This window comes from Chitinophaga sp. H8, from assembly GCF_040567655.1.
Classification (GTDB): Bacteria; Bacteroidota; Bacteroidia; order Chitinophagales; family Chitinophagaceae; genus Chitinophaga; species Chitinophaga defluvii.
Window position 1 is genome coordinate 2184354 of record NZ_JBEXAC010000001.1, and the last position, 23221, is coordinate 2207574.

Below are 23221 nucleotides of genomic sequence, written 5' to 3' on the forward strand. Positions count from 1 at the left end.
TTTCATTAACTTAGTAAGGTGCAATGATGGTCATTGCCGGTAAATAATACGAAGATGAAAGTATACGATACCGTTTCAGCTGCTTTACAGGATTTACGCAAACGTGGGTTTACCGTTGACTTTAATTTAAAGTTTGACCGGATTCATGATACCGGGCGATCAGATGCGCTCCATGTAGATAATTTCGATATCATAGAACACTACCGGTTTGAAGGGAACTCTGACCCTGCTGATGAAGCCATTGTATATGCAATCACCACTAAAGACGGGCGTAAGGGCGTATTAGTGCATGGCTATGGTGCCTATTCTGAAGACATTTCTGAGGATATGATCAGAAAACTGAATGTTAAGGAGTAATTTTCTGCTGCCGAAGCTCCCAGGGGATAAAAGCTTTGCTGATAAAACAAAAAGCGGAAACAGCTGTACAGCCGCTTCCGCTCATCGTCAGATTATTTTCATTTCAGATTAACTTAATAAAGTAATCTTGTTTTAATAGTATGTTTTACTTCTTTCAACAATGCCAGTGCTTCCTGTGACAGCATACTGTCTACATCCAGCACTACATACCCTATCTCTTCATTTGTTTTAAGATACTGCCCAAGAATATTGATCTTTTTCTTTGATAAAGTGGTATTTATCTCAGACAATACACCTGGTACGTTCTGATGAATATGCAGGATACGGTGCGTTTTTTCAATAGCCGGTACACTAATAGCCGGTACAGTATGTGATCCAAAGCTGGCACCTTTTTCCAGGTAATTCAACATCTTGCTGGTAACATCCAGTCCTATGTTATGCTGAGCCTCCTCAGTACTACCTCCGATATGTGGTGTTAATATCACATTAGGCAGCTTTTGCAGTGGCGTGGAGAAAGCAGCTCCGTTCTTTTCCGGCTCTACCGGGAATACATCTATCGCAGCTCCGGACAATTGCCCTTTTTCCAATACTTCTTTCAATGCATCCAGATCTACCACTTCTCCCCTCGCATAGTTAATCAGGATAGCTCCTTTCTTAACGTGCTTCAGAGTTTGTTTGTTGATCATGTTTTTAGTAGTGTCTGTAGAAGGCACGTGCAAAGAAATAATATCAGCCTGACTGAACAATTCTTTCAGGGATTTCTGTTGAACCGCATTACCCAGTGGCAGTTTAGTTTCCACATCATAATAAAGTACATTCATCCCCATGGCCTCAGCCAATACACTTACCTGACTGCCTATGTTACCATATCCTACTATGGCAAGGGTCTTGCCACGTAATTCATAACTTCCCTTGGATTCTTTCATCCAAATGCCATCATGTGCTGCAATATTCTTGTCCGGAATACGGCGGATCAACATAATAGACAACCCAATTACCAGCTCAGCTACCGAACGGGTATTGGAATACGGGGCATTAAAAACAGCCACACCATGCTCAGTAGCGGTTTGCAGATCTACCTGGTTAGTGCCGATACAAAAACACCCAATAGCCTGTAATTTTTTAGCCGCTTCCAATACAGGTTTGGTGATATGTGACTTCGATCGGATCCCCAACAAATGCACGTCCTTTACTTCACGTATCAGATCTTCTTCGCTCAATGCACCAGTCAGCTTGCGCACACTGGCATAACCTGCTTCTTTAAACTCAGCTACCGCAGCATCGCTGATGTTTTCCAACAATAAAATATTAATCTTCTCTTTTGGATAACTTGTTGACTTTTCCTGATCCATAATAAATTAATAAAATTAATATGAGTGCAATTGCCTTTGCAATTGGCGTAATAATTGTAGTGATTGGGGGGAAACAAGATGCAAACCTAGTGGATGTTGAGGAAAAATCAAATACCATGTTCTCCAAATTTGATTTTATCAAAAAATTAAAGGATATCAGGGTGTTTTTTTAAAGATTCTTTAGCCTTTGAACTTAAAAGGTCCTTAAAAAATACTTTTTCTCTTATTTTATTTGGGAAACAACCGCACAGAGACTAAATTTAGCGCTTGTTCTAATTTGATAAGAAGTTTTGAAAATATTAGTTAGTTATTTGTCAATGAAGCGACTGAAAGCAGTTATCGTTATTTTAACCATATCCGGAGGGGCCTTTTTCTCCAGTTGCCAGAGCAGCGCTGCCCGTAAGGAAGAAGCAGCAAGAAAAAAAGTAAAAGATGCTGCTACCTATACATTGGGATTATCAGAGGAAGCCAAAGCAGCTATTCTTAATGCACCACGTACCAAACAACAACAACAGGAACTTAATACATTCTACAACGGTAAATTACTCCGCTCAGGGTTTAACGGGTCCATCATCGTTGCCAAAAAAGGGGTGATCATATTTGAAAAGTACCACGGACTGGAAAACTATCGCACGAAGACTCCGGTCATTGACAGCTCTTCTTTCCAACTGGCATCTGTATCCAAAACCTTTACAGGTATGGGTATCTTATGGTTGCTGGACAGGCAAAAGCTCAGCCTTACTGATTCCATACAAAAATACTTTCCGGAGTTTCCCTATCGTGGGATAGATATCAGCATGTTATTGACACATCGCAGCGGATTGCCGAATTACCTCTATTTCTGTGACAGCCTATGGAAAGACAGGGATAAATTCCTTACCAACGAGGATGTCATTAAACTGATGGAACAGCACCGGCCACCGATCCAACATCACCCCGGCACACATTTCCAGTACTGTAACACAAATTACATGCTGCTGGCGGCCATTATAGAGAAGGTAAGCGGACAACCTTACAACGATTTCATGGAACAAACCATTTTTAAACCGCTGGGCATGGAGAATACCTTTGTATATGATCCTGCTACTGCGGCCCGGCCCCATCAGACGGTAAGCCATAAATACAACGGACAGCTGGAGCCAGACACTTACTTTGATGGTGTTATGGGTGATAAAGGTATCTATAGCACAGCAAAGGACATGTTAAAATGGGATCAGGCACTGTATTCAGGGAAATTGTTCAAACCGGAAACGTTACAGGCAGCCTATACTCCTTACAGCCACGAAAAACCAGGTATCCGGAATTACGGTTTGGGGTGGCGCCTCATGGATTATCCGGATAGCAGCAAAATTGTATACCATAATGGGTGGTGGCATGGCAATAATACCGTCTTTTATCGCTTTATACAAGACTCTACCACTTTAATCATACTTGGCAATAAATATAACAGGGGCATTTATCAGGCTGTAAAACCCATACGCGATATCTTAGGTCACGGCGATGGCTCTGAGGCCGGCGAAGAGTGATTTTTTAGCTTTTAGCTATTAGCTCCCTAAAAGTGCTTCCTGTTAGGTAATACATTTTCTCTCGTCCAGGTAATTGTACCTGAAAAAGGGAAGCTGCGAACAGGACAGTCATCTTTCTGGCAATAATGACAACAGGCAGGAATACAGGGATCTGTATGAATAAAAAACTCTACTTCACTATCGGAGAACTCTTTATTTACCAATACCTCTACCGCTTTCATCTCATCATGCGCCTCACTCAGTTCAAGGTAATAGGGTAAAGTGATATGGCAGTCGATATGGTAGTTATTACCGTATTGCTGCACGCGCATATTATGCACATCTATCCAGTTCTTACGCCGGTGAGCAGATAAAATCGTAATCACCTTATCTACCACTTTCATATCTGTTTCATCCATAAGAGCAGAGATAGACCGGCGCATCAACAGATAGCCTTGCCGGAGAATAAGTACCCCCATAATGACAGATACCAGTGGATCCAGCCAGGTAAGTCCGGTTAAATGAATGATCAGTAAAGCCACTATTAATCCGGCACTGCTGTATACATCCGTCATAATGTGCTGTCCGTTGCCGGTAATAGTGATAGAAGGCAATCGTTTGCCTGATCTTACCAGGTAGAGCCCCAGAAAAAGATTACTTACCGTGGTGGCTGCTATGATCCATATACCCTGATCCACACTGTGTAATGCAGGTGGAAGAAAAAAGTATTGCATGGCCTTTACCAGGATCAGACAACCTGCAATGAATATCATAGCTCCCTCAAATCCAATAGAAAAGAATTCTACTTTACCATGGCCATATGGGTGGTTCTCATCTTTAGGTTTGCTGGTAAGATAAATACTATAGCTTGCAAATGCTCCTGCTACAACATTGATGATAGATTCCAGTGCGTCGGAGAGGATGGCTACTGAGTGCGTGAGGAAATAACCGGCAAACTTAGCTACCGTAAGTATAAAGCTGACAATAAGCGACAGCAAAATGATGCGCAGTTCTTTTTTAAGCAATGGTAAGAATTTGTCCGGGTGTCTAAAATGTGTAAAGTTGCAACAATCCTACCAATTAAATATAAATATTAAATTGTTAATTGCCACATTCATTTGCATTTTTGTAAGCGATACTAAATATTCATCTCATGGAACTCTTGGACGAAATATTATGGGAGCACTCCCGTGAGCAGGCGGTAAAAATAACAGTATGGATTGGCAATAACCCCAGGCGGTTTAAGCAATTGCTATCACTTTTTTTGGAGGGTGAATATCGCGTTGTGCAGCGAAGTGCCTGGATTATCAGTATGGTGGCTCAAAAGCATCCCGGATTAATAGCTCCTCACCTGCATCTGATGGTTAAACGACTCAAAGATGAGGGAATACCGGTAGCGGTTAAACGTAATGTGATACGTATACTACAGTTCATCCCCATTCCGGAAGATCTTCACGGTGAAGTAATGAATATTTGTTTTGAGTTTTTATCTGATCCTCAGGAAACAATTGCCGTACGTTGTTTCAGCATGACAGTACTTGACAACCTGGCCAAAGCCTATCCTGAAATAAAGCAGGAGATCATGCTGATTGTATCTGATCAGTTGCAACACGCTCCCAGTGCCGGATTCAGGTCAAGGGCCAGGCGCGTGCTGGGATTGGGCAAATAAGATAAATAGCAAAACCCGGACTGATAGTCCGGGTTTGCAATATGGTATGAAGCAACTATGCTGGACTGGCTAATTACCAGCCATCGGCACAGCGGTCATGCGTTAAGCTTTGTCTTCTGCTTTAGATTCCTCAACAGGCTTGTTTTCGGCAGTTGCCGCAGGTGCTGGCGCTGGTCTTGGTTCACGGGACTCGCGTTGTTCCTTAGGCTCCTTAGGCTTGTTATCCTTCTTCTTAGCCGTTTTCGGCGCAAAGATGGCGATCATACGCTTACCTTCCATGGTAGGCATACCTTCCAATCCACCTACTTCAGCCAGTCTTTCCGCAAATTTCAGCAGGATCAGCTCTCCTCTTTCTTTAAACATGATAGCACGTCCCTTAAACTGTACATAGGTTTTAACCTTATTACCGTCTTTCAGGAACTTTTCTGCATGTTTTGCCTTGAAGTCAAAGTCATGATCGTCCGTATTCGGCGTAAAGCGGATTTCTTTCACCTCGCTTTTGTGCGCGTTGGCTTTCATTTCCTTTTCCTTCTTCTTCTTTTCGTAAAGGAATTTATTGTAGTCAATGATGCGGCATACGGGGGGTACTGCATTTGGGGAAATCTCAACGAGGTCCAAACCCTGCTCATCAGCCATACGCTGTGCTTCCTCAGTCCGGTAAACACCCACCTCAATATTTTCGCCCACTAATCTTACCTCCGGCACACGGATCATCCTGTTGGTGCGATGTTCTTGTTGTTGCTCTCTACGAAAATTCGGGTTGCGGCCCCGGTTGTTAAAATTCGGTTTGGGTCTTTGTTGCATTAAAAAAATAAAAGTTACTAATTAAAATGAATTAATGTGAAATATACCAGCAATTTACGTACCTCTTTCTGTATTTTCATCGCTTTTTACGATGATTACAACAATTATTTATTCAAAAGGTTTACGATTTATTACTTCGTCATTTACAAGGGCGATGAACTGATCTGGTGGCATAGTGCCTAAATCACCTTTCGCCTGGCGTCTTACAGCTACAAGTCCATCGGCAGCTTCCTTTTCTCCCAGTACCAGCATATATGGTATTTTTGCCAGCTCTGATTCACGGATCTTCTTACCTATCTTTTCGCTACGATCGTCAATTTCAGCGCGAATTTCAGCATTTTTTAGCAATTCTGCTATTTTTTCTGCGTATTCCTGGCTTTTATCACTGATGGGAAGAATTTTTACCTGTGTTGGGGTGAGCCAAAGCGGGAATTTACCAGCACAGTGTTCGATCAATACGGCTATAAAGCGCTCCAGGGAGCCAAATGGCGCTCTGTGGATCATTACCGGACGATGCCTTTGGTTGTCTGCGCCTATATACTCCAGTTCAAAACGTTCCGGCAGATTGTAATCCACCTGGATAGTACCCAGTTGCCATTTACGGCCCAGGGCATCTTTTACCATAAAATCCAGTTTGGGGCCGTAAAAGGCTGCCTCCCCATATTCTACTACCGTTCTGAGCCCCTTTTCAGCTGCCGACTCAATAATGGCCTGCTCTGCAAGGTTCCAGTTTTCATCCGACCCGATATACTTACTCCGGTCTTCTTTATCCCGTAATGATATCTGGGCGGTATAGTCTGTAAAGTTAAGACTTTTAAACACATATAACACCAGATCAATCACTTTGCAAAACTCCTCCTTTACCTGGTCCGGCCGGCAAAACAAGTGCGCATCGTCCTGGGTAAATCCACGTACACGGGTAAGTCCGTGCAACTCTCCATGCTGCTCATAACGGTATACAGTCCCAAATTCAGCAAAACGCACCGGCAAATCCTTATAAGACTTAGGGGAGGTTTTGTAAATTTCACAGTGATGCGGGCAGTTCATGGGCTTCAGCATGAACTCCTCTCCCTCCTCTGGTGTATGAATAGGCTGAAAACTGTCTTTTCCGTATTTTTCATAGTGCCCGGAGGTGATATACAGCTGCTTATTTCCGATATGGGGAGTTACAACAGGCAGATAACCACTATCTATCTGAGCCTTTTGCAAAAATGCCTGCAACCGCTCTCTTAGCATGGCCCCCTTAGGCAACCATAAAGGCAATCCTAACCCCACTTTTTCAGAAAAGGCAAATAATTCCAATTCTTTACCCAGCTTGCGGTGATCCCGCTTTTTAGCTTCTTCTATCAAAACCAGATACTCATCCAGCTCTTTCTGGGTGGGAAAAGTGATACCATAAATGCGGGTAAGCATTTTGTTCTTTTCATTCCCTCTCCAGTAAGCTCCGGCAATATTCGTCAGCTTAATCGCCTTGATAGCTCCGGTAGCAGGAATATGCGGCCCACGGCACAAATCCGTAAACTGTCCCTGGGTATAAAAAGTAATGGCCCCATCCTGTAAATCATTGATGAGCTCCAGCTTATATTCATCCCCTTTCTCTGTAAAATATTTCAGTGCATCCGCCTTGCTGATTTCCTGGCGCTGGTAGGTATTATTCTCTTTGGCCAGCGCTGCCATCTTCTGCTCTATCACCCGCAGGTCTTCGTCAGAAATGGTACGGCCTCCCAGATCAATATCGTAGTAAAAACCATTTTCAATAGCCGGCCCTATTCCCAGTTTCACACCGGGATATAACGCCTCCAGGGCTTCTGCCATCAGATGCGCAGAAGAGTGCCACATAGTGGCCTTACCATCGGTATCTACCCAGGTCAGTAACTGTATCGTGCTATCCGTACTAATAGGACGGGTAGCATCCACCACCTGTCCATTCACTTTTGCGGCCAAAACTTTGCGTGCCAATCCCTCACTGATTGATTTGGCAATATCCATTGCAGTTACTCCTGCTTCATACTGACGAACTGCGCCATCCGGAAATGTAATACTTATCATACGTTTAGCTGTTAGCACCTGGCTGATTAGCTGATTGTTTAATTGCTTTTATAAAATGCTTGCGAAGTTAAGAAATAGTTTTGATAGAAGCTGCTGTTGGATTATAGCTGTCTGCCATCTATTTTTCTTTATAAATGTAATGTGAATACCTGCGGGCTTACAGCAGGCATTAAAATGACTACTGGTCCACTATTTTTAATTTAAACAAGTGGCTGCTGCCATTGTCATTATCTGCTGCCAGTACGATTGTCTCGTCCTCCCCATCTGACACCAGGCATACCGACTCAATTTTTTGCTGATAGAACAAAGCCGATACACTGCTTAAATGTACCAGGTGATCAGGCACTATTGTTTTTTCTTTTAATCGTTGCCCTGCATTCAACACTACTCCCAGCATGCTTTCTCCGATCTCCCCGTCATCATAGGTACTGGAAGTGGCTTCTGCCGAAGTGGTAAAAAACAACCTGTCAGTACGGGGATCATATGCCAGCCCCGAAATACCATTAAAGGTACCGATTGCCTGTGGCAGCAATAATGCTATCTGCCGGGCATGAGCATCCCCTGCCCAGATTTCCGCATGATCACAAAGCAGCAAAGTATTGTAAGCATGCGCCAGATGCCCGCGATTAGCCAGCAAAAGCCGGTTATCTATAGCGGCACAGGCCTCAATATTCAGTGCCGCAAGCCCTTCACTCCTCAACCTCCCATAAAAGGTACCTGTCTGCTTCAGTTCAGCTGCCAAGGGCTGTACAGTCAGATTAATGATGGCTGCCAGGTCCCGTTGGGGCGATTTAGAACCTGAGCCTAATGCTAATAAGTACCTGACACCTTTGATATCCACTAATGTAGCTGCTTCCCAGTCCGCTTTATCCGGCTTGGGGATGCGATACCCCTCAAAATCAGTTAAAGTAATCGTGCTGACAATATTCCACTGCGTGTCCAGGCAAAATACTCTGGCAGCATCATCCCCGATTACATAATACGTGCCTCCTGTATATGCTATACCCGATGCAGAAGGGATATCCGGGAAGAATTTATCTGATAACAGCTTTAACGAAAAGGGGAAAGACATGGTACTTAACATTGCCAGTTGCAATATACCTCAAAGCAGGATGGACTCAAAACTTAAAATTCCAGGTCACCGATGGCAGAATCGGAAACAGGGATACTTGTTTGGCACTGACCTCCAGCGTGCCGTCCTGTGCACTGCCTGTCTGGTTAAAGTAAATAAAATAAGGATTTTTTCGGCTGTAGGCATTGTAAATGGAAAAAGCCCAGCTTCCTTTAATACGCTGATGTGGCCGTCTGGGTGTTGGGGTATAAATAGCCGACAGGTCAAGCCGGTGATAGGGTGCCATCCGGTAACCATTTACACTCCCATATTCCTGTACCAGTGTGCCCTCCATAAAATAAAACTTTTCCGGCAAGGTGGTAGTATTGCCCGATCCGAAAATAAAGATGCCGGAAAAGCTCCATTTTTTATTCAGATCGTAGGTGCCCACCAGTACCAGGTCATGCCTGCGGTCATATTTAGCAGGATACCGCTGCCCTGCATTCAGATCAGGGAATTGCCGCCATGTCCAGGCCAGCGTATATCCCAGCCACCCGGTAAAGGCGCCTTTTTTCTTGTTGATAAGCAGTTCCGCACCATACGCCCACCCTTTGCCAAAAACAAAATCTTCTTCCGGATCTTTTAAAGTAGGGGTATATCCCTGCCGGAATTCTATCTGGTTGCGCATATCCTTAAAGTATATTTCCAGAGAGGCTTCATAAGTGTTGTTTTTCAGATTGCGGAAATAGCCTGCTGCGTATTGCCAGGATAGCTGCGGCTTTACCTTAAAGGTACTGGGTGCCCATATATCTGTAGGCAAGGTGGTGCCCGCGTTTGTCACCAGGTGTATAAACTGATTATTCCGTGTAACCGATGCCTTTATGGCATGTTCCTCATTCCAGGAATAGCGGAGTGCCACCCTTGGCTCCAATCCGCCATAACTACGTACCGGTTGCCCGCGTCCATACTGGGTACTATCCGTTTTGGTACCATTGGCATCTACCTGGTAATGGGTGTAAGGCCCTACCTGCATGAACCCACTATACCGGATACCTGCATTCAGCTTAAACCGGGGCGACAGCTCCCAGTCATCTGCGAGGTAAACAGCGCCTTCATGGGCATATTTCCGGAATACATTTTCCGGGTTGAAACTACTGGCGCCCTGTCGCCCGGACACAGAAGATGGTATAAAGGTGTGATTGATATAGTTAAACCCAAATTTCAGATGGTGTTTGAAGCTGGCAAAATAGTCAAAATCCATTTTGGCATTCAAATCACGGATACCGGAAGACAAGCGCATATTAAAGCTGTTCTGCGTAGCGCTGAAAGCAAATTTATAATCGTTATAGATCAGGGAAACATTGGAGAAAAGGCGATTATTGTAAACATGGTTCCACCGCAATGTAGCAGTAGAATTACCCCAGGGAATATGTGATTCAAAACTTCGCTCCGCATTCCTGTAGGTAAAAACATCCTTTCCCAGGTAAGCGCTCAGGTATACCCTGTCTTTATCAGAAAAGGTATAGTTGACCTTCATATTCAGATCGTAAAAATAGTAACCGGACCCTCCGAAGGAGCTGCTCTTGCTCACAAAGGGTTTGGTGAGCACATCTATATAAGTACGCCGGGCAGATACAATAAAGGAGGCTTTATCTTTCTTTATAGGTCCCTCGAAAGATAACCGGGAAGCTATTATACCTATTCCGCCTTCTCCCTGGAAGGTCTTATTATTTCCTTCCTTCATCGTCACATCTACTACTGAAGAAAGCCTGCCACCATAATTGGCTGGCATCCCGCCTTTGATAAGAGTCACATTTTTTATGGCATCTGCGTTAAAAACGGAGAAAAAACCAAACAGATGGCCGGTATTGTAAACCGGGGCTTCATCCAGCAGTATCAGGTTCTGATCAGATCCGCCGCCGCGAACATAAAACCCCGCATTCCCCTCGCCTGCGGCCTGTACACCAGGCAGCAACTGTAATGCCTTCAATACATCCACCTCTCCCATCATAGCAGGTAGTTTTTTGACCTGTATGGTGGTCATTTCAATGCGCCCCATATCCGTGCTTTTTACGTGCTCATCCTTTCGTTTGTCGGTGATCACTACCTCCTTAGCCTGATACAGCCGGGGGGCCAGCTCCATATTTTGGGGAACATTACTATTCAATTGTAGCTGTATCTTTTTTTCAGCATAGCCTAAAAAGGAAAATACCAGGGTATAGTCTCCTGCTGGAAGGGATATCGCATAAAAGCCGTAAGTATTGGTTTGAAGGCCGTTACCGGTACCTTTTACATAAACGGTGGCGCCGATAAGAGATTCTCCGTTGGTACTGTCCCTGACATACCCGCTGATGGTAAACTGTTGCTGGGCACTGGCAGGTAACACATGGCCACAGCAGAGCAGCATTAATATCACAATAAACCATACAGTTTTGCGATGGCGGTATGCCAGGTATAGGTGGAACTCCTGAAGTGTCATAACTCTGAAAGATGGGCGCTGCTGCTCTTGATATCCCTCTGCACACTCCTATACAGATACGCGGTTATTTATAGCTCAGGGTGTCTGTTACGTCACCGCAATGCAACATTTTATCTCCGAAATAAGGATTAAGAATTTCTTCCTTATCACTCAGCCAATAGGCCCCCTGATCATTAAAAGCCATCGGGCAGTACTGACGGTATACCGTTTTACCTTTTAGTCCGGTGGTTTTTACCAGGTCAAAAAGCATGTCTGAAACCATCTGAAAAGAAGTACGCTTACCTTCCAGGTCCTTCTCTCCTACTAAGCCTGCCAGCTCTGCACTGATACTGCCTGCTGCTTCTTTGAGCTGCACGATCCTGGTAGAGTCTGCTCCGGTTTGTTGAACAGGCAGGCTATCCAAATGTTGTTTCAGCTGCACTGCCGACAGGTCAGCACGCACACTGTCCGCCTTTACCAATGCATCCGTCAGCTCATAATACGACTGTACCGCTACATTTAAGGAATCATAAAACACGTCAGCATAAGGCGCTTGCAGGGTAGCTACTACCCCCTCACCGTCCGCTTGCTTAGGGGCCGGCTGCTGACAGGCATAAAGCAATACTGTAGTCATCATCATCCCGCCGGCTATTCTTTTTATCATATATATGCTTTTAAACAAAGATAATTAAATAGTCGATAGCCCACAGACCAGCACCCGGTGATGCTCCACAGGTATATTACATCACCTTAAAAATACGTATCCGGCAAAATTCCCATGCATAAAGGGCCGCAGGCTGAGGCCAGTGGTCTAATGACCAAAGACTTTTACTACCTTTGCAACCTTTAATTGGAATTATTATGTTGATCGCATTACAGGATATTACATTTGAATTTGGTTCCAGGGTGATCCTGGAAAATTCTTCCTGGCATATTGAACCCGGAGACCGGGTTGGCTTAATTGGATTGAACGGTACCGGTAAATCTACCCTCTTACGTATTATTAATGGAGAATACTCTATTTCCAAAGGGAGTGTTAACAAAATAAAAAATCTGACCATCGGGTTCTTTAACCAGGACCTGCTGAGTTTTGAAACCGATGATTCCATTCTTTCTGTAGGGATGACCGCTTTTGGAGAAGCCCTGGAACTGGAAAAAGATATAGAACGCATTACCAAAGAGCTGGAACATAGCCAGGACGAAGCACTGCTGCATGAATTCAGTGATAAACTGCATGCTTTTGAAGCCCTGGATGGCTATAATATGAAGCATAAGTCGGCACAGGTACTGGAAGGACTGGGTTTCAGCACAGCAGACCTGGACCGTCCCTATAGCCAGTTTTCCGGTGGATGGCGCATGCGGGTATTGCTGGCAAAACTGATCCTGCAGCAACCGGATGTGCTGATGCTCGATGAACCGACCAACCACCTGGATCTGCCCTCCATTGAATGGCTGGAAAAATACCTGTCCACCTATAACGGTGCCGTAATCATCGTATCGCACGACCGGTATTTCCTCGACAGGATGGTGAACCAGATCGTAGAAGTATACCAGCAGCAACTGCATCACTACGCCGGTACCTATGCTGATTATGAAGTGGAAAAGGAACTAAGAAGAGAAATGCAGCAAAGGGCCTACGAAAACCAACAGGAATACATCCGCCAGCAGGAAAGGTTTATCGAGCGCTTTAAGGCCAAAGCCTCCAAAGCAGCCCAGGCACAAAGTGCCATGAAAAGACTGGATAAACTGGATCGTGTAGAACAGGCCGATAGTGGGCCTTCCAAAATCAGGATCAACTTTACGATTGACAAAACCCCAGGTAAGATCCTCTGTACCCTCCAGCATATCACTAAAAAATTCGGTAATATTACTGTACTGGAAAATACTGGTGCTGAAATTAACCGGGGGGATAAAATTGCCCTGATCGGCGCCAATGGTAAGGGTAAATCTACCCTGCTGCGGGTAATTGCCGGTACCGAACCATTTGAAGGAGAACGTACTCCCGGTCATAATGTGATTACCAGTTTTTATGCACAGCATCAGCTGGAAGCACTGGATTTGAGCAACGAGATACTGGAAGAGTTAAAAAGCGCCGGCAGTGGCCGCTCTGAGCTGGAATTACGCTCCTTGTTAGGCTGTTTCCTCTTTACAGGTGATGACGTTTTCAAAAAGATCCGGATCCTGTCCGGAGGGGAAAAAGCAAGGGTGGCGCTGGCTAAAACCATTATCGGACAGGCCAACTTCCTGATGCTGGATGAACCGACCAACCACCTGGATATGAATTCTGTACAGATGCTGATAGATGCCTTATCCAAATATGATGGCAGCTATGTACTGGTGTCACACGATCGTTATTTTGTTAGCCAGACGGCCAATAAGATATGGGAAATTGTGGATGGAAAAATTAAGGAGTTCAAGGGTACCTACGCGGAATGGGAAGACTGGAAAAAACGGCAGGCGGCCAATAATTTACAGGCTGCAACCACCACGGCAGACACTTCGAAGGAAGATAAATCAGCGCCGGCCACAACTGTTGGCAAAGGTGCTATCAATAAAGACGTACAGCGCGAATTACAGAAACAACAGAAACAATTCCAGCAGGTAGAAGGTCAATTGGCCAGTCTGAAAGAACGTAAAGCAGGCCTGGAAGCCAATATGGCCAGTCCGGAAATATACAGCGACAAAACAAAATATGCGCAGGTGGAAAGTGAATATCAGGATGTGCTGAAATTCCTGCAAAGAGCCAATGAGCAGTATGAAAAGTTGTTTGAGAAAATCATGCAACTGGAGGCGAACCTCGTAAGCTAACCATGATCTAAAGCACCCCTATATGCAAAAAATACTGGTTGTTGAAGATGAAGTGAAAGTAGCCAATGCGGTGAAAAAGGGACTGGAAGAAAACGGGTTTGAGGTGGATGTGGCGTATGATGGCCGTATGGGCAAAAGCCTCGCATCCACCAATACCTACGACCTGGTTATACTGGACCTCAATCTCCCACACAGTAATGGCTACGAGGTGTGTGAGATAATACGCCGGAAAAACAACCGGATTCCCGTGATCATGCTTACAGCATTGGGGGGTATGGAAGATAAAATGCAGGCATTTGAACTGGGCGCCGATGATTATCTGGTAAAACCATTTGATTTCAGGGAGCTGCTGGCACGTATCCGGGTATTCCTTAAACGTGCCGGATCAGACGCCTCGCCCAGCATCCAGTATAAGATCGTTATTGCAGACCTTGAAATAGACCGGGAAAGAAAAGAAGTGACCCGCAGCGGCAAAAGGATCTCCCTCACCGCTAAGGAATACCAGTTGCTCGAATTTCTTGCCCTGCAAAAGGGAAAAGTCATCTCCAAACTTACCATTGCTGAAAAGGTATGGGATATCGATTTTGATACCGGCACCAATGTCATTGAGGTATATATGAACTTCCTCCGCAAAAAGATAGACAAGGATTTTGATAACAAGCTGCTGCATACCAAAACGGGTATGGGATACTATCTGTCTGAAGAAGCCTGATGAAGATAAAGTACAAAATAGCGCTCTATTATACTCTTTCGGCCGCATTGTTACTGGTTGCCTTCGCTACCCTGGCCTATTACTTTTCGGCAGAATCACGCAAAGCCGAATACCTGGAACGCCTGGAATACCGCGCCCGATCTATCGCCAATGTTATTATAGATGAAGGACATGTAAAAATAGACCTGCTTCGTAAGCTGGATAAAACCACTTTCCAGGACCTTTATAAGGAAAGTATCCTGGTATACAATCCTGATTATGACCTCCTCTACTCCAATTTAAGGGATACTGCTATACGCACCCACCGTAGCCTCCTGGATTATATCAAACAAAACAAACTATATAGTGCAGATAAAGATGGTGGCGAAGAAGTAGGTATCTACTACTCCGAAAACAATGTGGACGTTATCGTTATTGTAGCTTCCTTCGACAAATACGGCTTCCAGAATCTGCAGAATCTGCAGCAGATCCTCGCTATTGAACTGCTGCTGGCAGTGATTACCCTGGTGGGCATCGGCTATTTCTTTGCCCGGAAAATGGTACAACCCATTGACAAGCTGGTACAACAAGTAGATACTATTAATGCCAATAACCTCCAGGATACTACTGTAGCAGTTAAAGGCAAGGACGAAATTGCACAGCTGGGCGCTAATTTCAATACCATGCTGCAACGGTTGAGTGAGTCGTTTGATCTGCAAAAGAGTTTTGTAAGTAACGCTTCTCATGAACTGCGTACACCACTGGCTGCCATTATAAGCCAGCTGCAGGTATCTCTTTCTAAAGATAGAAGTAAGGAAGAATACCAGCAGCTACTCAATTCTGTGCTGGAAGATGCGGAAAACCTTTCCGAGCTGACAAATGGATTATTACAACTGGCTCAATCCGAGCTTACCCAACAGAAATTTGTGTTCAGTAATGTCCGTATAGATGAATTGTTGCTCGAAATGGGCAACCTGATCCGGTTAAAACAAAAAACATCTCCTAAGGTAGAAATTGCCTTTGCCCGTGTGCCCGAACATGATTTGCTGGTTACCTGCTATGGCAATGAAAGCCTCCTGAAAGTACTTTTCCTGAACCTCCTGGATAATGCCTGCAAGTTCTCGCCGGATAATACCGCGCACGTAACGATTGACTTCTATACCCAGCATATCATGATCCAGGTAAAGGACAATGGCATTGGTATTCCTGCCACCGAACTAAATAAAATATTTGAACCCTTTTATCGCTGCCAGAATGCCCAGCAGGCACGTGGGCATGGATTAGGACTTTCTATCTGCAAAAAAATCATTCAGATCCATCAGGGACATATCACTGTTACCTCTACTGTAGGACAGGGTACTACGTTTACCATTATACTACCACATTTGTAGTAGCTCCTTTCCCACTTTTTAATCACTTTTTAATGTGCCTTAAAGGTGTCTTTAATCCTGCTTCAGGAGCTTTGTGTTATCAAACCGGCACAAATGCGAACATTCAGGCTATTATTGCTACTCTTTACCGGAACGGGCTTTATATCATCACTCCAGGCGCAAACACCATTAACTCCTGTTACACTTACTGCTGTAGAAGATACTTTCCTGGTAAAAAACTATTTGTTACTGGCACAACGCTACCAGGTAGATGCAGACAAAGCCCTTATCAAACAAGCCAAACTTTGGAGTAACCCCTCCTTTTCCACGGTATTGGGATTTGGCAGCACCAATAATATCAAACCATTTGATGTAGGTGCAAAAGGGGAAACGCAATACAACCTCGACCAATTGATCCTTCTGGCAGGTAAGCGTAATAAAAATGTACAACTGGCTACGGCACATGCCACCCTTAGTGAAGCGGGTTTTGATGAGCTGGTACGTACCCTCAAACTACAACTCAGACAAAGCTATTATAACCTCTATTTCCAGCAACAAACAGAAAAAGTGCTGAAAGCGCAACTGGATAATCTGCAGGAAATCCTAACCGCTTATACCACCGCCGATAAAAAGGGTAGCGTTGCCCACGCGGATGTAATAAGGCTGAAAGCGCTACAGGTAGGATTAGAAAATGACTATGCTGATTTTAAACAACAGGAGCTGGAATCCCAGAAAAACCTGCAACAGCTGCTGCATAGCCAGGATTTTTATGCAGCCAGCCTGGATGACGCGATGATTGCACATTACCGGCTGGATAGCATTCAGCTTCCCCGTTTATTGGCCAGTGCCGTACAAAACCGGCCTGATGTACGTATCGCAGCCGCACAATACCAGTCGGCCGACATTAATTACCGCCTGCAAAAAGCATTAGCGGTGCCAGATCTTCATCTGGGTGCTACTTACGACAAACAAGGCAGTTATATCAATCATTTTGTTGGGCTTACCCTGGGTATAGATCTCCCGTTATGGAACCGGAATCAAGGCAATATTCAGGCTGCCAGACAAACCACAGGGGTACAACAGCAATTATTGCAGCAACAGGAATCTGTTGCGCAAACCGAAGTTTTAAACGCTTATCAAAAAATAAAAGCACTGGAAAAACGCTACCAGGATTTCGATCTGCACCAGTTTCAACAGGAATATGATGCACTGATCGGAGAAGTAGCCAAGAATTTCAGCAAAGGAAATATATCCCTCCTGCAATTCATCGATTATTTCAATAGCTACAGTGATAATATCAAAAACATTAACAAGTTTTTATCTACCCGGGTAATTGCTTATGAAGAACTCAATTATGCAACAGGACAAGAATTATTCAATAAACTATAAATCAATGATACGGCCTATACTATTGTGTAGTGGTTTACTCCTGGCTGTATGTGTAGGTAGCGGTTGCAAAAGTGGCCATGCTGAAGATAGCGAAAAAACCACCTTTGTGTTAAGCGACACCATGCTCCATAATATTACGATTGACACTGCTACTGTAAAGCCGGTGCAAAGCGAATTGCGCTTGTCCGGGAAAGTAACCCCCAATGGTGGTAAAGTAGTAAAAGTGTTTCCGCTGGTAAGTGGTTATGTGCAGGATGTAAAGGTACAGCTGGGCGATTATGTAAATAAGGGACAGGTACTGGCAGTCATCCATAGTGGTGAAATTGCAGACTATGAAAAACAACTGTCGGAAGCCAAATCCGACCAGGCAGTAGCAGAAAAGAACCTTAAAGTAGCACAGGACTTATATGATAGCCGCCTGAGTACGGAAAAGGACGTGGTAAATGCGAAAGGCGAACTTCAAAAATCGCAGGCTGCCATTAACCGGATCAACGACATTTTTAAGATCTATAAAAAAGGCGCTGGTTCTACCTATCTCGTTACCGCTCCTATCTCCGGGTATGTGATTGACAAAAACATCAATAATAATATGGAAATCCGTACAGATAACAGCCAGAACATATTCACCGTATCTGAGCTGGATGATGTATGGGTAATGGCCAATGTATTTGAAACAGACATCGCCAAAGTGAAAGAAGGGTATGCAGCAGAAGTAACCACCATCAGCTATCCGGATAAAGTTTTCCATGGACAGATAGATAAGGTGTACAATGTGCTGGACCCGGATACCAAAACCATGCAGGTGCGCATCCGCCTGGCTAATGAAAACATGGAACTCAAACCGGAGATGTTTGCAACCGTATTACTGCATTATAAAGATGGTGGGGATATGATTGCTATCCCATCCACAGCCGTCATCTTCGACAGAAGCAAAAATTATGTAATGGTATTCAAAGACAAATTCAATGTGGATACCCGGGAAGTACAGGTGGCAAAATCACTCAACGGCATTTCCTATATCAATGGCGGATTGAAGGAAGGGGAAAAAGTAATATCGAAGAATCAGTTGCTCATATATGATGCACTGAATGATTAACCGGCGGTAAGGACCAGGCTGGCTTTTTAAAACCATCAGACTGATTATGAACAAATTCATCAGAAATATAGTAGGCTTTTCCCTTAAGAACCGCTTCTTTACGTTCTTCATGCTGGCGGTGCTCGTCATCGGTGGTGTGGTAGCCTTTCTCAATACGCCTATTGAAGCATTTCCCGATGTTACCAATACCCAGATTATTATCGTTACCCAATGGGATGGCCGTAGTGCAGAAGAAGTAGAACGGTTCGTCACCACCCCTATTGAAATTGCTATGAATGGGGTGCAACGCAAAACAAGTGTACGGTCCATTACCATGTTTGGCTTATCTGTGATCAAAATCATTTTTGAGGATGATGTAGACGATTTTTTTGCGCGGCAATCGGTCAATAATATGTTGCGCAACATTACCCTGCCGGAAAGTGTGGAACCGGATGTACAGCCTCCATATGGGCCTACCGGGGAAGTATTCCGCTACTGGCTTAAAAGTGACCACCGCGATTCAAGGGATCTGCTTACTTACCAAAACTGGGTAATAGACCGCCAGATGAGAAGCGTGCCAGGTGTAGCCGATGTGGTAGCATTTGGCGGACAGCAAAAGATCTATGAAATCACCGCAGATCCGATCAAACTGGCAAAATATAATATTACCCCCCTGGAATTGTACGAGGCTACTTCTAAAAGCAATGTCAATGTAGGTGGAGATGTGATTGAAAAAAACGGCCAGGCCTATGTAGTCCGTGGTATCGGCTTGCTGAACAACACCGGTGATATTGAAAATATCATTGTTGAGCATGTGGATGGTACGCCCATACTTGTAAAAAATGTGGCTACCGTACGGGAAGCGTCTGCACCCCGTGTTGGACAGGTGGGCCTGGATAACAATGATGATATTGTAGAAGGGATTGTAGTAATGCGGAAGGGAGAAAATCCGCACGAAGTACTTACCCGTATTAAAGACAAAGTAAATGAACTGAATGAAAAGGTATTGCCTGCCGACATAAAAATGGAAACATTCTATGACCGGGATAAGCTGATGGATTACTGTACGCATACCGTGATGCACAACCTGGTGGAAGGGATCATCTTTGTTACCGTTATCGTTTTCCTCTTTATGGCCGATTGGCGTACTACGCTGATTGTAGGTATTATCATTCCGCTGGCATTATTATTTGCCTTTATCTGCCTGAAACTACGCGGCATGAGCGCCAACCTCCTTTCAATGGGGGCAATCGACTTTGGTATTATCATAGACGGGGCCGTGGTGATGGTAGAAGGAATTTTTGTGATGCTCGACCATAAAGCACATCAATTTGGCATGGAGCGGTTCAACAAACTGGCTAAGCTGGGTTGGATCAAAAAAACCGGGGCAGAGCTGGGTAAAGCGGTATTCTTCTCCAAGCTCATCATCATCATTTCCCTGCTGCCTATCTTCTCCTTTCAGAAAGTAGAAGGTAAGATGTTCTCTCCCCTTGCATGGACCTTAGGGTTTGCCTTATTGGGAGCACTTATCTTTACGCTCACGCTTGTACCGGTGCTGAGCTCAATTTTGCTGAACAAAAATGTGAAGGAAAAGCATAATCCTATAGTTAATTTCTTTAACCGGCTGGTGATGAATGGCTTTAACTGGACTTACCGGCACAAACGGTTAAGCCTGTTGGCCGCCATTCTCTTTATGATACTCTCCTTTGGATCTGCAAAGTTCCTTGGTTCAGAGTTCCTGCCACAATTAAATGAAGGTGCTTTATGGGTAGAAGCCAAATTGCCGATGAGCATGTCGTTAAATGAAACCATCAAATTCGTACATAAGTTCCGTAGCATCTTAGGCTCCTTTCCGGAAGTAAATGGGGTATTATCCCAAACAGGACGATCCAATGATGGAACAGATCCTTCTGGCTTTTATTATGTGCAATGTCAGGTAAATCTAAAGCCTAAAGAAGAATGGACGCGTAAGATCACCAGTGATCAGCTGGTAGATGAAATGGATAAAAAACTAACTCAGTTCCAGGGAGTGATTTATAATTATTCCCAGCCTATCATTGATAACGTGGCGGAAGCTGTAGCCGGTATCAATGCCAGCAACGCGGTAAAGATCTACGGAGATAACCTGGATGAACTTGACAAGCTGGCCAACCAGGTGATCAAGCAAATACAGGATGTAAGAGGGATAAGGGATGTAGGTATTTTGCGCAATGTAGGCCAACCGGAAATGAGCGTGCACCTGGACGAACAGAAGATGGGACTGTACGGGGTTAAAACGGCAGATGCGCAGGCAGTTATAGAAATGGCCATAGGTGGTAAAACTGCTACCCAACTCTATGAAGGCGAAAAGAAATTCGATGTACGTATCCGTTATGATCAGAACTTCCGTAAGGATGAAGAAGACCTGCGTAACCTGGTGGTACCTACCATGAATGGCAACAAGATTCCACTCAAGGAAATATCTACGATCAGTACAGTTACAGGCCCCGCATTTATATACCGGGATAATACCAAACGGTTTATTGGTGTAAAATTCTCTGTGCGGGATCGTGATCTGGGCAGTACCATCGCGGAAGCACAGGCCAGGGTAAATAAGAACCTCCACCTTCCCAAAGGTTATGCAGTAGGCTGGACAGGCGAGTTTGAAAATCAGGTACGTGCTACTAAAAGGCTAAGCCAGGTAGTACCCATCAGTCTGATCGCCATTTTTGTAATCCTTTTTATTATGCTGGGCAATGTAAAAGATGCCGGACTGATACTGATGAATGTGCCCTTTGCGCTCATTGGTGGTATCCTGGCACTGCATATTACCGGTATGAATTTCGGTATCTCTGCGGGTGTTGGCTTTATTGCCCTGTTTGGTATCTGTATCCAGAATGGCGTGATCCTCATTTCTGTATTCCATAAGAACCTGGAGTCACGGATGCCACTAAACGAAGCGATACGGCTAGGGGTAGATTCCAGGGTAAGACCTGTAGTGATGACAGCACTGATGGCAGCCATAGGATTAATTCCGGCAGCCATTTCGCAAGGTATTGGTTCTGAAACACAAAAACCACTGGCCATTGTAGTGATCGGAGGTTTGATTACTGCTACCGTCCTTACATTACTGGTGTTTCCTATAATATTCTATGGGGCTTATAAAAGCAAAAAAGATGTTTTATAAAAGTTTAGTTCGCATATAGGTTGATAGAATGGTTGTGAAACTGTCGTTTCACACCAATCACTCCGCCCTGCCGAGAAGATACAACGCGGGGCGGATTTTTTTTGCAAATGATCCATTACCATCCACGGTACTATGACACGTGAATCGTAATGAATCATTTAGTATTGATACAAATTTACTCCTGGTTTAACCGGGGCCTTAACCGCTGGCGCGATTTGTTGAAGATCATCTGCCCCTTGTCTATTCCCTTACGTAAGTCTTTTTGTGCTTCTTCGGGAAGATTATATACCTGCTGGCAGGCCTCACTGCAACAGCCATCATGTTTCGCTGCGCAAGCCTCACATTGGATAAACAACAGGTGGCAACCATCATTTTTGCAGTTGGTATGCGTATCGCAAGGCTGGCCACATTGATGACACTGACTGATTATTTCATCACTGATCCTTTCTCCCAGCCGCTCGTCAAAGACAAAGTTTTTACCCTTAAACTTAACGGGTAGTCCGGCTGCCTTTGCTTTATTGGTATATTCAATAATACCACCTTCCAGGTGATATACATTTTTGAATCCATGATGCAGCAGGTAAGCTGATGCCTTTTCACAACGGATGCCCCCGGTACAATACATAATAATGTTGTGGTCTTTTTTATCCTGCAACATTTCCACCGCCATAGGCAATTGTTCCCGGAAAGTATCGGAAGGCACTTCTATTGCCTGCTCAAAATGTCCCACTTCATACTCATAATGGTTACGCATATCCACTACTACAGTATCGGGATGATTGGTCAGTTCATTAAATGCTTTCGCATCCACATATTTCCCCCGGTTGGCCATATCAAAAGTGGGATCTGTAATACCATCTGCCACGATCTTCTCCCGTACCTTAATTTTGAGCACCCAGAAAGACTTTCCATCATCGTCTACTGCAATATTCAAACGGATGCCGTCTAGAAAATCAATGGCGTAAAGACAGGTCTTAAAAGCTTCAAAATGATGCTCCGGTACACTGATCTGTGCATTAATCCCTTCATGTGCTACATAAATGCGTCCAAAAACACCTAACTCGAATAAAGATGGATACAATTGATCCCGGAAGGCTTGCGGATCTTCAATTTTGGCGTATTGATAAAAGGAGATCGTAACGCGCTTAAATGTTTCCTGTGCCAGCCGCTCTTTTAGCTCAGCAGCTGATACCCTGTTGTGTAATGCCATATTTTTTAACTGAAATTTTAAGGACATACCTCGGATGAACAAAATTTCAACTAAACCTCTTATTATGAAGGGATTTAGTATATCATATTTTCAGATTCCACACCATAAAGATGCGCCAATCCAGCGCAAAGGTACTAAAAAGTAAGGCATTTCCTGCCACACGGCTCACCGTCACTTCGTGTATCCGGTAAAACAGCAAGCAGTTGAAAGAAAAACTTATCCACATTGCCTCAGGATACTTTTATCACATTGAAACAATCCTGCTTT

At 44.3% G+C, this 23221-nt stretch carries 18 protein-coding genes; 10 read left to right on the top strand and 8 right to left on the bottom strand.

The annotated features are described in order from the left end of the window. The first annotated feature begins 54 nt into the window (after window positions 1-54). Window positions 55-357: a phosphoribosylpyrophosphate synthetase gene (locus ABR189_RS08295; RefSeq protein WP_354660004.1), complete on the top strand. Its 303-nt coding sequence runs from the start codon at window positions 55-57 to the stop codon at window positions 355-357. Between the two features lie 113 nt (window positions 358-470). Here the strand turns inward: ABR189_RS08295 and serA are convergent, their stop codons facing one another. Next, window positions 471-1709: a phosphoglycerate dehydrogenase gene (gene serA / locus ABR189_RS08300; protein ID WP_354660005.1), complete on the bottom strand. Its 1239-nt coding sequence runs from the start codon at window positions 1707-1709 to the stop codon at window positions 471-473. Between the two features lie 20 nt (window positions 1710-1729). Between serA and ABR189_RS08305 the strand changes: the two genes are divergently transcribed. Both ABR189_RS08305 and ABR189_RS08310 read left to right on the top strand, forming a co-directional pair. Continuing rightward, complete coding sequence (locus ABR189_RS08305) at window positions 1730-1882, top strand: hypothetical protein (RefSeq protein ID WP_354660006.1); 153 nt, start codon at window positions 1730-1732, stop codon at window positions 1880-1882. Window positions 1883-2026: 144 nt separating this feature from the next. After that, a complete protein-coding gene (locus ABR189_RS08310) occupies window positions 2027-3235 on the top strand; it encodes a serine hydrolase domain-containing protein (RefSeq protein WP_354660007.1) in 1209 nt (402 codons plus the stop codon). Between the two features lie 26 nt (window positions 3236-3261). Here the strand turns inward: ABR189_RS08310 and ABR189_RS08315 are convergent, their stop codons facing one another. Further along, complete coding sequence (locus ABR189_RS08315; RefSeq protein WP_354660008.1) at window positions 3262-4239, bottom strand: cation diffusion facilitator family transporter; 978 nt, start codon at window positions 4237-4239, stop codon at window positions 3262-3264. A 128-nt stretch (window positions 4240-4367) separates the two neighbouring features. Here ABR189_RS08315 and ABR189_RS08320 point away from each other — a divergent pair, with 128 nt between their 5' ends. Beyond that, window positions 4368-4883, top strand: coding sequence for a HEAT-like fold family protein (locus ABR189_RS08320; protein ID WP_354660009.1), 516 nt, complete (start codon window positions 4368-4370; stop codon window positions 4881-4883). 102 nt (window positions 4884-4985) lie between these two features. On the opposite strand, the gene infC is transcribed toward ABR189_RS08320, so the two are convergent. From infC to ABR189_RS08345, 5 genes are all read right to left on the bottom strand, one after another. Next, entirely contained in the window at window positions 4986-5687 is a 702-nt protein-coding gene (infC, locus tag ABR189_RS08325; protein ID WP_354660010.1) for a translation initiation factor IF-3, read from the bottom strand. 108 nt (window positions 5688-5795) lie between these two features. Next, on the bottom strand, window positions 5796-7736 hold the full coding sequence (gene thrS, locus ABR189_RS08330) for a threonine--tRNA ligase (protein ID WP_354660011.1): 1941 nt from the start codon (window positions 7734-7736) through the stop codon (window positions 5796-5798). Window positions 7737-7914: 178 nt separating this feature from the next. After that, window positions 7915-8820 (bottom strand): DUF6929 family protein, encoded by a 906-nt coding sequence (locus ABR189_RS08335; RefSeq protein WP_354660012.1) that lies wholly within the window; start codon window positions 8818-8820, stop codon window positions 7915-7917. Window positions 8821-8854: 34 nt separating this feature from the next. Next, the gene (locus ABR189_RS08340) at window positions 8855-11266 is read right to left on the bottom strand and encodes a TonB-dependent receptor (RefSeq protein ID WP_354660013.1); all 2412 of its coding nucleotides are present in this window, start codon (window positions 11264-11266) and stop codon (window positions 8855-8857) included. Window positions 11267-11330: 64 nt separating this feature from the next. Beyond that, a complete protein-coding gene (locus ABR189_RS08345; protein WP_354660014.1) occupies window positions 11331-11909 on the bottom strand; it encodes a DUF3347 domain-containing protein in 579 nt (192 codons plus the stop codon). Window positions 11910-12106: 197 nt separating this feature from the next. On the opposite strand from ABR189_RS08345, the gene ABR189_RS08350 reads away from it, so the two are divergent. The 6 genes from ABR189_RS08350 to ABR189_RS08375 all read left to right on the top strand — a co-directional run bounded on the left by ABR189_RS08350 (window position 12107) and on the right by ABR189_RS08375 (window position 21744). Then, the gene (locus tag ABR189_RS08350; protein WP_354660015.1) at window positions 12107-14053 is read left to right on the top strand and encodes an ABC-F family ATP-binding cassette domain-containing protein; all 1947 of its coding nucleotides are present in this window, start codon (window positions 12107-12109) and stop codon (window positions 14051-14053) included. A 22-nt stretch (window positions 14054-14075) separates the two neighbouring features. Then, entirely contained in the window at window positions 14076-14765 is a 690-nt protein-coding gene (locus ABR189_RS08355; RefSeq protein ID WP_354660016.1) for a response regulator, read from the top strand. Further along, window positions 14765-16135 carry a sensor histidine kinase gene (locus tag ABR189_RS08360; protein ID WP_354660017.1) on the top strand — a complete coding sequence of 457 codons (1371 nt, stop codon included), beginning with the start codon at window positions 14765-14767 and terminating at the stop codon, window positions 16133-16135. Before ABR189_RS08355 ends, ABR189_RS08360 begins: the two co-directional genes overlap by 1 nt. Window positions 16136-16228: 93 nt before the next feature. Further along, a complete protein-coding gene (locus tag ABR189_RS08365; RefSeq protein WP_354660018.1) occupies window positions 16229-17503 on the top strand; it encodes a TolC family protein in 1275 nt (424 codons plus the stop codon). Window positions 17504-17507: 4 nt separating this feature from the next. After that, window positions 17508-18599 (top strand): efflux RND transporter periplasmic adaptor subunit, encoded by a 1092-nt coding sequence (locus ABR189_RS08370; protein WP_354660019.1) that lies wholly within the window; start codon window positions 17508-17510, stop codon window positions 18597-18599. A gap of 46 nt (window positions 18600-18645) precedes the next feature. Further along, window positions 18646-21744 (top strand): efflux RND transporter permease subunit, encoded by a 3099-nt coding sequence (locus ABR189_RS08375; RefSeq protein ID WP_354660020.1) that lies wholly within the window; start codon window positions 18646-18648, stop codon window positions 21742-21744. A 175-nt stretch (window positions 21745-21919) separates the two neighbouring features. Here the strand turns inward: ABR189_RS08375 and trhO are convergent, their stop codons facing one another. Beyond that, window positions 21920-22954 carry an oxygen-dependent tRNA uridine(34) hydroxylase TrhO gene (trhO, locus tag ABR189_RS08380; protein ID WP_354660021.1) on the bottom strand — a complete coding sequence of 345 codons (1035 nt, stop codon included), beginning with the start codon at window positions 22952-22954 and terminating at the stop codon, window positions 21920-21922. Window positions 22955-23221: the final 267 nt, after the last annotated feature.